Source organism: Paraburkholderia elongata (assembly GCF_013177735.1).
Lineage (GTDB): Bacteria > Pseudomonadota > Gammaproteobacteria > Burkholderiales > Burkholderiaceae > Paraburkholderia > Paraburkholderia elongata.
In genome coordinates this window covers 1-12,057 of the sequence record NZ_WOEZ01000136.1, presented here as the reverse complement: position 1 = coordinate 12,057, position 12,057 = coordinate 1, and the positions used below count along the sequence as shown (strand labels likewise).

Genomic DNA, 12,057 nt, shown 5'->3' with positions numbered 1-12,057 from the left:
CATGTTCGTCCTGTTCGCGCGATGTTTGCGTCGCCTGCAGATCGGCGATCACCAATTCGAGCGTGTCCTGCGCGGCGAGCACACTGTCGTTCGGCGATATGCCTTGCGCGTAGCTCGCGCGCGTCATCTCGAGAACGCCCGCGTCGAGCTGCTGTTGTTGCTTGAGCAGATCGATGTTGACGTCGGCCAGACGCAAATTGAAATAGGCCCCGGCGACGCTTGCAGCAATCGAGAGACGCGCTCCAGCCAGTTGAGCAGCGCTTGCTTCGGCGCTCGCTTTGCTCGACTCGACTTGCCGGCGAATGCCGCCCCACAGGTCGAGCTCCCAACTGGCTGAAAGATCCGCTGAAACGAAGTTCTGCACGCCTGGCCTTACTGGACTGAACGACGTGCCACGTCCGTTTGCCGCCCCCACCCCCGTTCCGGACCGCGAACCAGACATTTGCGCATCGATCGTCGGAAAGAAGCTCGCCTCACTCGCCATCACCGCGGCTTGTGCTAGCCGATAGGTCGCTTCAGCCCGTGCGATCGACTGATTCGCCTTTTGCGCCTCGTCGATCAAGCGGGTCAGCGTATCGTCGTGGTAATCCAGCCACCATGTGCTCAAGAGCGACGCTTGCGGGTTCGCATTCGCACGTTGCCAGTCGACTCCTTCCTTGAACTGGGTCGGGATTTCGACAGCCGGCGTTTTATAGTCAGGGCCCACTGCGCAACCTGCTATCGCGACCGCCATAAGCGCCCGGCAGCACCATCGCAGCGTATGTCGACAGATTCGGGACCCATGCCCTATATGTCCCCCCGGTCTCAGTGAGATGGTCATTCGCGAGCCTGCAGATAACAGTGGGCGCACCCGCCCGCGCAAACTATTCGATGCAGCCATGCAACGAGTAAGAGAGAGCGACAGGAATTGCGATCATGATTGACTGAGTGACCCCAGGCATCACGAACGCCCGTAAGAAGTGGTCTAATCGACCGTCTGGAAGGTAGCTTAGACCGCTTTCCACCGAGCCACTAGACGGCCAGGATGGCGAAGTCCCAACCATATTCGTGAGGAATGAATGCTTGACCTGAACGAAATCTATCTTTTCGTCGAGGTAGTCCGAGCCGGAAGCTTCGCCGGGGCAGCGCGCCGATTGGGCATGCCCTCGACCACAGTCAGCCGTCGCGTTCAACAGCTCGAAGACGCATTGAAGAATCGGTTAATCCTTCGTACGACGAGAAAGTTGACCCTGACCGCTGTCGGGCAGGCCTATTACGAACAATGCGCCCAAAACATCGAGCAATTGGTGTTGGCGAGTCAGGAGGCTGCGGACACGCATCCCGAACCGGCCGGGCCGGTGCGCGTTGCGCTCACTGCTGATTTTTTTGAGGCGTTTCCCATTTCCTGGATCACCGATTTTCTCGCTGCATATCCAGGCATCACGCTCGAGCTCGTTATCGACAATGCCGATCTCGACCTGACATCGAGTGGCGTGGATGTCGCATTTCGTCCTGAGTTTCTGCTCAATGAAAACTCAACGCGCCGGGTGATTGGCACGTCGCGCTGGAGGCTGGTTGCCGCACCGAATTATCTTGAGTGCCGTGGAATACCGAAATTCCCCGATGAACTCGTCCGGCACGCCTGCCTGCTGTTTTCCCGACACTCCGGCCCGGTCACGTGGCATCTCTACGGCCCGGACGGGCACGTTCAGGTTGAAATCCGCGGCCGCTTTCTCGCAAGCACTGCCAATTTGGTCAGGCAAGCTGCGATCGAAGGTCTCGGTATAGCTTTGCTGCCCGAACTGCTCGTCAACCAGGATATCGAAGCTGGACGTCTCACCGCCGTGCTCGATGAATATCGATCGGACGAGTCGAAGTTCTGCGCGGTCTTTCCCAGCCATCGGCACATCAGGCGCGTTGCGGCAATGTTTGTGGAGCACATCCAGAACAAGCTCATGGCCATACGGAACGAATAGGCCCATGTCTGTTGCGAGCGACGTTCATGCCGTAGCCCGGCCATTGTCTCTCGACTGAGACCGTTGTCCATTCCGTTTTGCGTCGCTGGCCCGCACGGGTTCTCTGCAATCGAAGCTTCTACCGCTTTCCCATTACGTGCATTTTTGGGGTTCAGCCACCCGAATTGGCCTACTAGTCCATTCAAGCGAACGCCGCTAGATTGACCAAACTATGGGTGCCGAAGCTTCTATCGGGCCGTCGCTCGAAACCCATCACAGCGACCGCACAGGAGCTGAGTACGCAACGATGTCTCATGGCAAAAACTTATGCGAAGCGATCGGCATATGCAGCGCGCCTACCCCAGTGCTTTCGGTCCACCCCTGGCCGGAGCACCTTTGCACCATCCTTGCAGATGGTGCGCTTTTACATGTGGCGGTAGCCAGTCAAGGCTGCCGATGGGGAGCAGACCTCTTGTGAGGCATGCTCACCGGTCACCTCGACGCACAATGGAAGCAAGTGATGAAGCGAACTCTCGAGCATGCCACGCGCACGCGCGCGAAGATACTCGATTCGGCAGCGCAAACGTTTCTGCGCAGAGGACTTGCCCGCGCGTCGCTGTCAGACATTGCACGTGTTGCTGGCGTGACACGAGGTGCAGTCTATGGGCATTTCAAGAACAAGTCGGCGCTGTTCAATGCAATGTTCGAACATGCGACGCTTCCTGCAGATCCTTTCCTGGTCGAGTGGCACGATAACCAGCGTGATCCGCTAAGTCACCTCAAATCTGAACTGATTAGATTACTTGGCAACGTTCTGCGCAACGGCAAAGCCAGGCGGCTTTATAGCGTCATTCATTCCAGATGCGAAATCACAAGGGAAACCCGGGATTTCTGGCACAAAGTGCATGCGGGCCGCAAATTGGCCGAACAACGCATTGCAACTGCATTAAGGGACGCGCGGTCGAATCTTCAGCTCCCTGACGGCATCGACGTGGAGCAGTTGGCAATATTTGTGCACTCGTGCCTGATGGGAGTTTTTGTCAGAAGCCTCGGCGAGCCCGTTTCTCAGGACCCTGGCCAGGTGGCTGAACGCGTCGTCGCTCTCGTCTTTTGCGGGCTTTCCGTGGTGCAAAACACGTCAGTGAATGCGTGAGCGATGTTCATCGCTTACGCGAAAAGAATGCCGTTCGATGCAGTTTTCGATAAAGACTCTCACGAGACGGCACCAATCGAGTGCCAGCAATGATGCTGCCCAAAACGCCATTGTCCACTGATATTGACAGGACGGAAATCGAAAGCGATTTCGGCTACCTTGTTTTTCGCGCCCATTCTGTTCTGACGCACACAATCTCGCAGCACACACTGCGCGATCTGGACGTCACTGCGGCGCAGGGCCGCCTCCTGTATCTGGTGGAACGTGTGGGACTCTCGCACGCGGCTTTGATCGCGCGCGAGTGCGACGTCGACCCAACGGCGGTCACACGCCTGATCGACCGATTGGTCCGAAGCGGCTTACTGATGCGGATACCGAACGCTGCAGATAGACGCGTGAGTCGACTCGTTCTGACTCGGCAAGGACAGCTCGTTGCGGGCCATATGCCCGGGATATTAACCGACGTGTACAGCAAGGTGCTGGCCGGCTTTAGTGTTGACGAGATTGCCTCATTCAAGGAAATGTTACTTCGCATTCTTTCTTCGTGATGCGTGTTGCTCGAAGGCATCGACAGGCGCCAGCCCACGCGCACGGCGCAGTCGTAGGGATCGATCTCGGGCCTGATTAAGTACGCCGCAACGATGCCCGACAACGCACTCGCCTTCCCAGATTTCCGCAGATCGAGAGGAGCCGCTCGCAGCGGTCAGCTCCTCGACTGCATTGTTTTCACAAGGGCGGCTGCGGAGGCGCCTTCAAGCGACAACCGCTCGTGCCTGCTGCTCTGCGTCAGATGAAGAACCCAGCCAACGCACGAGCCACTGCGACAGCGTCATTTTCCATGGGGATGTGGCCCGCCTTGGGAATCCGGACAAGCTGCGTGTTCGGGATCTCTTTGGCGAAGCGCTCCGCGTGCTCAACGAGCTGGAAGCTGTCGTCTTCGCCCCAGACGAGCAGCTTTGGCGTCTGCGACGCGCGAAGGCGCGGCAACAGCTCCATCGTGTAACGATTGTCCGCCGCACCGGCCAAGGCGAGCCACGACCGTGCAACGCGCGGGTCCGTCCAGGGTTCGAGATACTCGGCCACTTCGCTTTCCGTTGTTGGTCTCGCCAGTGCCGTGAGGACTGACTTGCGACGGGCAGCAAGGATATCCTCCGTCGTCGTCGCAGCGGCCACCGCCGGATCGCGGAACCGGGCAACGCCGGGCACCGGCCACGAATCGAACATCACTGCATTGACGAGTGCGAGTTTGCTGACCTCTATCTTCCCATCGACCAGCACCTGCTGCGCAATGCCCCCGCCAATGTCGTGCCCTGCGACGCCCACCGGTCCCACGATACCGAGCGCATCCAGGAAGCGCGGCAGCCAACCCGCCAAAGCGGGAATCGAGGCATCCGCAATGGTCAGCTCGCCACCCGAGCGGCCGGAGCCAGGGAAATCTACCGCGATGGAGCGTAATCCGGCGGCGGCCAGGTCGTCTAGCACCGGCTGCCATACCCGGCTCCAATAGGTGCCGTGCAGCAACAACAAGACGGATCCTGCCGGGTCACCGGCGCTCAGGTAGCTGACCGGTACGCCAGCCACGTCAACAGTTCTTCGTTCCATGATGAAAATCCTCCGTTGCAGCCCGTGGTGCCGGGCGATCGAGATGCCCGGCCGCCGCCGCGCATAGGGCACATCTTCGTTCGTGCTTTCGCGGCATCCGAAAATTCGCACGTAACGAATACGCTTAGCGAATGAACTGCTTCACGTAGTCGGCGCCGAGGCCGATCGCTTCGTAATGCCTGCGAGCCGCTTCGATTTTCGTGAACACATCTTCGTATCCCACTGCTGTGCCTTGGGGATCGACGTAGGTGTACCCGCCCGTGACATGGAACCACGTGATCATCTCTGTTACGTCCTCGGGCACGTACAAGGTGTGCGTCTCGCCTGCCGGCTCGTGTGCGTAGCCACCCTGCTGCGCAACCCAGTCGTGCTCGAGGTAATACCATCTGCCTCTCAGAACGATCGCGTGGACAGGCCCGGTATGGCGGTGGCGCGAGAGCACGCCGGACTGGCGCACTCTAAGTAGATTGACGTAGTAGCCCTGGCTGGCGCTGAGAAGCAGCGGCTTGAACGAAACAGTCGGCGTCATCGGCACCCAAAGTTTGTCGTCCTCCAGCCATTTGTCGAGTATGCCCAAGTGCACGATGTCGGGTGACATGTCAGGGGGTTGAGGCAACTGATAAGGGATAGCAAGCTCATCAGGCTTTCTTGCAGTTGTGTTGGTCATGTTACGAGACCTCCAGAAGATATCGGCGCATCGAGAGCACGGGTCAGGCGGCGGACTTTACCGGCTTCGTCCACTCGTTGCCCTTCATGAACGGGTCGTACTGCGTATGTACGATGTGGTTCGTATAGTTGCTCATGACCTTCGTGGCAACTCCGAGGATCACTTCAAGCACGTTCTGGCGCGTGAAGCCGGCGGCGAGAAATGTCTCGACATCCGCATCAGAAGCAAAGCCGCGTTCGCGTACGACAATCGTCGTGAAGCGATGCAGGGCTTCAAGCTTCGGATCAGGCAGAGGCTCTCCATCACGCAGCGCGGCGATGACAGCGGGATCCATCTTGATCATCCGGGCAAGTGCCGAATGGCCGGCCATACAGTAATGGCAATTGTTTTCGAAGTTCGAGGTCAGGTAGACGACCTGCTGCTCATGCGGAGTAAGCGTACTCCTGGCAAAGAGGTCCCAGAGGGCGGAGTAGCCGGCAAGCAGCTCAGGCGATTCGGCCATGTGAGACTGGAGATTCGGCACAAAGCCAAAGGTCTTTTTCGCGTCTTCCAGGGCGGGTTTCGAAGCGGCCGGTGCGGTCTCAATCGTGTACGACGGGAACGTGCTCATGATCTTCTCCAAAGAGGCAATTCGTGGTGAGCAGATGATGCGCGCGGCGTCACGCTGGCAGAAGACCCTCGATACACATAACATCCATTCCTGGCAGGCATAAGACGTTTAACGCCCCCGCCACGCTTGATGTCAGACTGCGCCAGGATGCGGCAGCACATTGAGAAAGGTTGGCTCCGAGCCCGCGCTCCGGAGAAAAATGGGTGCTCTCACCGTCCGGGAACAGAATGGCAGATATCGTCAGCAGTATGCGGATATTCGTCCGCGTGGTCGAAACCGGTTCCTTCACCGCCGTCGCGAAAGAGAACAACGCGACGGCTGCGCAGGTTTCGCGTGCAGTCACGGCGCTGGAGCAACAGTTGCAGACCGTCGTGCTGCATCGCACGACGCGACACCTCTCTGTCACCGAATCCGGTGGACGCTTCTACGAGCGCGCCAAAGCGATTCTCGCAGCCATCGACTCGGCAACCGACGAGGCTCGCAGTGCAGGCGTATCGCCAACAGGCAGGTTGCGGCTGCATTGCGCGCCAGGCCTTGCGCAGAGCGTGGTGGCCGCGGCGCTGACCAGTTATCGGAACGCCTACCCCGATGTCTTCGTCGAACTGAAGATCGAACAAAGCATGCCCAATCTGGTCGAGGAGGGGTATGACCTTTCGCTGATCTCGGCTACGGAGCTTCCCGACTCTGTGTACGTCGCGCAGCCGCTCGGCGCGGCGTACGCAGTCATGGTGGCCTCGCCGGACTATCTGAAACGGCACGGCACGCCACGCACGCGCGAGGAACTGAGTGCCCACACGTTGCTCATGCTCGAATCTCCCGTGTCGCCGCCTGACGAATGGCATATCGAAAGCGAAGCAGACGCTCAGATCTGGAAGATTCCGAAGTCGCCGCTTCAAGTCAATGTCCCCGATGTGATGCGGGCAGCCCTGCTGCAGGGGGCTGGCATTGGCACACTTGCGACGTACACCGTCGTCGACGATCTTGTCGACGGAAAGCTCGTGCGCGTGCTCCCGCACTATCGCCTCAGGCCGTTCACGGTGTTCGCGGTCTACCCCTCGCGCCGCTATCTCGATGCCAAGGTCCGCACGCTGCTCGAGCACCTGCGCTCAACGCTCTCGTCGTCCTTGAATAATGCAATCGAGCGCATCGAGGCGCTGGCCCGCGCGGATTCGCCGAAGACCTGAAGCCTTCCGGCGCGGGCCACGCAACGCGGATGGCTTTCTCGACCCCGGTTTGCGGCTGCCGCGGCCCTGGCGCCTGACACTGCCCGCGGACGCCACTCAAAAGGCGCGCATGCGGATTCCGTGCAGCGCCATCAAAAATCTTTATCTGCGCCACCGGCTTAATTGCGCGGATACCGCTCGATAGACTGATTCCCAACCGGTAGACGTTCACCCCATTGAACGCGCTGACCGGATCCCTTATTGGAGAATCGATCATGAAACGCATCCTCATTGCTTCACTGCTCACGGCCACGACGGCCCTCCCTGTCGCAGCCTTCGCTCAATCCGGCGTCACGCGCGCGCAGGTGCGGGCGGAGCAGCTCGAGCTGCAACAGGCGGGATATCGCGGCACGACGTCCGACGCCACGTATCCGTCCGAGCTGCTCGCGGCGGAACAGCGTAGCGCGGCCCGCAACGCGTCGCGGGCGAGCGGTGCAGCCAACAGCGGCTCTGGCCCGGCGATGTCCGGCTCGTCTTCATCCGGCGGCCGCGCCGCACCTGCGCAAGAGATCCCCGGATTTCACTCGATCTACTTCGGGAGCTGATCATGAGCAATCTGGACGTCACCCATCACACGATCACAGCGAACGGCATTCGCCAGCACTTTGTCGAGGCGGGCGAAGGCGCCCCCGTCGTCCTGCTGCACGGCTTTCCGGAAACGCATTACGCATGGCGGCATCAGATCCCTGTGCTCGCGCAACATTACCGCGTGATCGCACCGGACCTGCGGGGCTATGGCGAAACGGAAAAGCCCGCGGACGGCTACGACAAGCGCACGATGGCGAACGATCTGCGCGCCCTCTTGCGCGAACTGTCGATCGAGCGTATTGCGCTCGTGAGCCACGATCGCGGTGCGCGGGTCGCGACGCGCTTTGCGAAGGACCATCCGGAGGTGGTCGATCGCCTCGTCGTCATGGACAACGTGCCGACGCGCATCGTCGCCCAGTCAATCAACGCACAGATCGCGCGCGCATATTGGTTCTTCCTGTTCCATCAGGTTCCCGATCTGCCGGAGACGCTGATCGCGGGCAAGGAGCGTGCATGGCTGCGACACTTGTTCTCCGACTGGTCCTACAACCCGCACACGATCTCGGGCGAAGCGTTCGAGACCTACGTTCGCGCATACGAAGCGCCGGGTGCCGTGCGGGGTGCAATGGCGGACTACCGTGCCAACGCGGTCGATGTCGCTCACGACAAAGTAGACGCCGATGTGCTGATCCAAGCCCCGACGCTCGCCCTGTGGGGCGCGGAGTTCTACGCGGTAGGCAAGATGTTCGACATGCCGGGCGTGTGGAAAGGCATGGCGCGCGACGTCGTCACGCACGCCATTCCGCGTGCCGGCCATTTGCCGCATGAAGAACAGCCGGAAATCGTCAATCAACTTCTGGTCGACTTTCTCAAGGACTGGAAAGGCTGAAGCCAATCCGTCGCGAGCACGGCCAGCCACGGCGTGTTTGCGACGCTTCGTCCGGCCTGCACACAGGGTAACCATCATGACTTCCGAAATCGCAAGTGCGCTGATCCCATTCCTGTTCTCGATGGGAGCGGGATATTTCGCCGGGAGAATCAAAAAAGGAGCGATGCCGCTATCGTCGATCAATACGATGCTCGTCGACTATGCGCTGCCGTTCGCGCTTTTTCTTTACACCGCGAAGATGCAGCGGGCGAGCCTTGCGCAACATGCCGTGCTGATCGCGGTGCTGGTCGGCGTGATGCTGGTGCCCTATTTCGCCTCGTTGCTGGTTTCGCGCGCGGTGTTCAAATCGGATCTCGCCCACGCCGCCGTGAGGGCCGTCACGATCGGCATGCCGAATTTCGCGTCGGTGGGTCTGCCGTTACTGCGTGCGGTGTATGGCCCCGAAAGCGACCTCACGGTTGCAATCGCCGTAACGGCGGGCGCGGTCGTCATGTCGCCCGCCGCGCTCATTCTGCTCGAACGTGCGCGTCCTGCAGCGCCCGCCTCGTCGAAAGAGTTTCAGGGAACCGATGGATTGTTAGCCAAAGCATTGCGCAACACGTTCCTCAAACCGGTCGTACTCGCTCCGATTGCAGGTGTGCTCGCGTCGCTCTGCGGGTGGACGTTGCCGGATTTGCTATCCCAATCGCTCAACATCATTGGCAGCACGACGGCCGGTCTGGCGTTGTTCTCGACCGGGCTTGTGCTTGCGGCGCAGCCGTTCAAGCTCGACGCGCAGGCGGGTTTCGGCGTTTTGTTGAGTAACGTTGTGCAACCGCTGATTGCGCTGGTGCTCGTCAGCCTGCTAGGCGTGCCGAAAGCTATCGCCGGACAGGCGATCCTGCTCGCGGCGATTCCGTGCGGTTCTTTTGGCATTCTTTTTGGCTTGTCGTACGGTGTCAGCGATGCGTCTGCGGGAACGACGCTTGTCGCTTCGAGCCTGCTATCCGCCGTGACGCTGAGCGGCACCATCGTCTTGCTGGGACACCTGTAGCGCGCCGCATTGCGCAGAGCGCGCGGCGCGTCGTCGGCAAGATGGAGATTTCGCGCGGGCCGGCACGCCCACGGGTCAAGGTCCTTCAGATCTGAGCTTTGCCCCAGTACACGCCATCCGCCTGTATCGTCGTTCGATCCAGAATGCGATGCTGATCCACCGAGATCGGCGTAGCGCGGTGGGCAACCCGGAAGTTGTCGGCAATGACGACATCGCCTTCGCGCCAGTGATGGACGTAAGCGGCACCTGCGCGGGAGAGGTGTTCGTTCAGATCGGTCCGCAATGCCATGAACTGTTCGGGCGTGTAGCCCACGACGCCGCCGGTAAGGCCGACGTTGAAGTAGAGCGACGGCTCGCGTGTCGCAGGATGCCGCATGACGAGCGGATGTTTTATCCCGTTTCGATGCAGCGTGATGAGGCCGTCGATTGCGGGCTTCCTCTCATCCGGCAACGCCGTGTAAGCCTCCCGCAGATCGGCAAAAAGCGTCTCGCCGCCATTGTCCGGTTGCGCGACCAGATACCAGATCGAGATAGGCGTGGCCTCTGCACGGAACGAACCGTCGGAATGCCAGTAGCGGCCAACGTTCGTATGACCTTCGGCGGGGCGGCTGGCCACGCGAAAGATTTGCGGATATTCGGCCAACTGCCCTTCGCCCGGCGCAAACGTCTCGAGCGTGCCAAAGACCTCCGACATCCTAACCTGCCCAGCAGGCGAGAGCTTCTGATTCCGGATGACCAGCAAGCCATGCTCGAGAAGCGCCGTACGCAACCCGTCCACATCGTCTTGCGTCAACGCGGTCAGGTCGGCCTCCTCGACGTGCGCGCCAAAGCCCATATTCATTGCCCTGATCTTCATCGTTCCTCCGATTGTGCTAGCCGTTCCAGGCCTCTGCCGTTGGAATGCGGCCGTGAGTCGATGCAGAACATGCTAGCGAGGGGGAGGTCAGCGAAGTAGTGCCGGGCGCGGCATATGAATCATTCCTGGAGGCAATGTCGCGCTGCGGGACCGGGCTTCACGAACTCGGTTGCTTTCGTCCGGAAAGTCGCGGCCATAAAACGCAACGCTGTCACGAGGCGTAACATGGCTATCTCCGATTGAGCGGACCCCGCCGCTACGAGGATCACGATGAATAGCGACTCCAACCCGGACAGCGGTGCATCCCCTCGCGATGACGAATTCAGTTCGAGCGGAGCCCCGAACGACTTGAGCAACGAGGATCCCAGCGTGCGGGAAAACCCTCGCTACTATCAACTCTATCCCACGCTGACCGATGCGGACATCGACAGCATGCGCCGCTTCGGAACGCTGCGTCGCTGTCCCGCGGGCGACTATTTGTACCGCGCGGGAAGCGTGAGTCCCGGCATGTTCGTGTTCCTCTCCGGCGCGGTACGCGTCATCGGTCGAGACGGTCTGGGACGTGAGCGAGTCGTGCGCGCCAGGATGCAGCGCGGAGAATTCAGCTCCGACATCGGCCAGCTGTCCGGCAAGACTGCCCTCGTGGATGCACGCGTGCTCGAAGATCTCGAAGCGCTCGTGCTCCCCACGGAAGGATTACGCGCGTTGATGGTGGCCGAGGCAGAACTCGGCGAACGGCTCACGCGCGCCCTCATTCTCAGACGCGTGGCCGCGATCGAACGAGGCGATGGACCGGTTCTCGTCGGCGCAAGCGACAATCCCCGCATGGTGTCACTGCGCAATTTCCTGCGGCGAAATGGGCATCCGCATGTTGCACTCGATGCCCAGCATGATCCGGAAGCGATCGCCTTCGTCGAGCGACTCGCCCCCAGGCTCGATGATTTCCCCCTCGTGATCTGTCCAAACGGCGCGTTGCTGCGCAATCCCGACGAGCTGCAACTCGCCTCATGCCTGGGATTGATGCCCGAGTTTGATCCCGCACACGTCTACGACGTCGTGATCGTTGGCGCGGGGCCCTCAGGGCTCGCAGCGGCCGTCTACGCGGCATCGGAAGGTCTCTCTGCAGCCGTTTTCGAGTGCAGGGCGCCGGGCGGCCAGGCCGGCACCAGCGCGCGCATAGAAAACTATCTGGGGTTTCCCACCGGTATCTCTGGCCAGGCGCTGGCTGGCCGGGCCTTCCATCAAGCCCAGAAGTTCGGGGCGCATATCGGGATTCCGTGCGAAGTCAAAGCGCTCCATTGCAGCAAGCACCCACTTGCCGTAGAGCTCGCCGACGGCCGGCGCATCATGACACGTTCCGTTGTCATCGCAAGCGGCGCAGAATACCGCCGCCCGCTTTTCGACGGACTCGCACAATTCGAGGGTCACGGCGTCTATTACTGGGCGACGCCGATCGAAGCAAAGCTTTGCCGCAACGAACCGGTACTGGTCGTAGGCGGTGGCAATTCCGCCGGGCAAGCCGTCGTCTTTCTGGCTTCTTTTGCCGCGCACGTTCATCTGTT

General features: G+C 60.5%; 13 protein-coding genes. 8 read left to right on the top strand and 5 right to left on the bottom strand.

Features of this window, described 5'->3' with window-relative positions; all coding sequences use genetic code 11:
• A partial coding sequence (locus GNZ13_RS25045) for a TolC family protein (RefSeq protein ID WP_328807287.1) occupies positions 1 to 706 on the bottom strand: 706 nt, incomplete at its 3' end.
• Between the two features lie 352 nt (positions 707 to 1,058).
• Between GNZ13_RS25045 and GNZ13_RS25040 the strand changes: the two genes are divergently transcribed.
• From GNZ13_RS25040 to GNZ13_RS25030, 3 genes are all read left to right on the top strand, one after another.
• The gene (locus GNZ13_RS25040) at positions 1,059 to 1,955 is read left to right on the top strand and encodes a LysR family transcriptional regulator (RefSeq protein WP_172169279.1); all 897 of its coding nucleotides are present in this window, start codon (positions 1,059 to 1,061) and stop codon (positions 1,953 to 1,955) included.
• 460 nt (positions 1,956 to 2,415) lie between these two features.
• Positions 2,416 to 3,087 (top strand): TetR family transcriptional regulator, encoded by a 672-nt coding sequence (locus tag GNZ13_RS25035; protein WP_172169276.1) that lies wholly within the window; start codon positions 2,416 to 2,418, stop codon positions 3,085 to 3,087.
• 89 nt (positions 3,088 to 3,176) lie between these two features.
• Positions 3,177 to 3,635 carry a MarR family winged helix-turn-helix transcriptional regulator gene (locus GNZ13_RS25030; RefSeq protein WP_172169273.1) on the top strand — a complete coding sequence of 153 codons (459 nt, stop codon included), beginning with the start codon at positions 3,177 to 3,179 and terminating at the stop codon, positions 3,633 to 3,635.
• Positions 3,636 to 3,873: 238 nt separating this feature from the next.
• On the opposite strand, the gene GNZ13_RS25025 is transcribed toward GNZ13_RS25030, so the two are convergent.
• The 3 genes from GNZ13_RS25025 to GNZ13_RS25015 all read right to left on the bottom strand — a co-directional run bounded on the left by GNZ13_RS25025 (position 3,874) and on the right by GNZ13_RS25015 (position 5,966).
• Positions 3,874 to 4,689, bottom strand: a complete 816-nt coding sequence (locus GNZ13_RS25025) for an alpha/beta fold hydrolase (protein ID WP_172169270.1) — start codon at positions 4,687 to 4,689, stop codon at positions 3,874 to 3,876.
• A gap of 124 nt (positions 4,690 to 4,813) precedes the next feature.
• The gene (locus GNZ13_RS25020; RefSeq protein ID WP_172169267.1) at positions 4,814 to 5,356 is read right to left on the bottom strand and encodes a 2,4'-dihydroxyacetophenone dioxygenase family protein; all 543 of its coding nucleotides are present in this window, start codon (positions 5,354 to 5,356) and stop codon (positions 4,814 to 4,816) included.
• 43 nt (positions 5,357 to 5,399) lie between these two features.
• Positions 5,400 to 5,966 carry a carboxymuconolactone decarboxylase family protein gene (locus GNZ13_RS25015; protein WP_172169264.1) on the bottom strand — a complete coding sequence of 189 codons (567 nt, stop codon included), beginning with the start codon at positions 5,964 to 5,966 and terminating at the stop codon, positions 5,400 to 5,402.
• A 227-nt stretch (positions 5,967 to 6,193) separates the two neighbouring features.
• Here GNZ13_RS25015 and GNZ13_RS25010 point away from each other — a divergent pair, with 227 nt between their 5' ends.
• The 4 genes from GNZ13_RS25010 (at position 6,194) to GNZ13_RS24995 (ending at position 9,639) form a co-directional block, all read left to right on the top strand.
• The gene (locus GNZ13_RS25010) at positions 6,194 to 7,150 is read left to right on the top strand and encodes a LysR family transcriptional regulator (RefSeq protein ID WP_172169261.1); all 957 of its coding nucleotides are present in this window, start codon (positions 6,194 to 6,196) and stop codon (positions 7,148 to 7,150) included.
• A 254-nt stretch (positions 7,151 to 7,404) separates the two neighbouring features.
• Positions 7,405 to 7,734 carry a DUF4148 domain-containing protein gene (locus GNZ13_RS25005; RefSeq protein WP_172169258.1) on the top strand — a complete coding sequence of 110 codons (330 nt, stop codon included), beginning with the start codon at positions 7,405 to 7,407 and terminating at the stop codon, positions 7,732 to 7,734.
• A gap of 2 nt (positions 7,735 to 7,736) precedes the next feature.
• Positions 7,737 to 8,606 (top strand): alpha/beta fold hydrolase, encoded by an 870-nt coding sequence (locus GNZ13_RS25000; protein ID WP_172169255.1) that lies wholly within the window; start codon positions 7,737 to 7,739, stop codon positions 8,604 to 8,606.
• Between the two features lie 76 nt (positions 8,607 to 8,682).
• Positions 8,683 to 9,639, top strand: a complete 957-nt coding sequence (locus GNZ13_RS24995) for an AEC family transporter (RefSeq protein WP_172169252.1) — start codon at positions 8,683 to 8,685, stop codon at positions 9,637 to 9,639.
• A gap of 85 nt (positions 9,640 to 9,724) precedes the next feature.
• On the opposite strand, the gene GNZ13_RS24990 is transcribed toward GNZ13_RS24995, so the two are convergent.
• Positions 9,725 to 10,495: a TauD/TfdA dioxygenase family protein gene (locus tag GNZ13_RS24990; protein ID WP_172169249.1), complete on the bottom strand. Its 771-nt coding sequence runs from the start codon at positions 10,493 to 10,495 to the stop codon at positions 9,725 to 9,727.
• 270 nt (positions 10,496 to 10,765) lie between these two features.
• On the opposite strand from GNZ13_RS24990, the gene GNZ13_RS24985 reads away from it, so the two are divergent.
• The coding region (locus GNZ13_RS24985; protein WP_172169246.1) for an FAD-dependent oxidoreductase at positions 10,766 to 12,057 on the top strand (1,292 nt) is incomplete at its 3' end.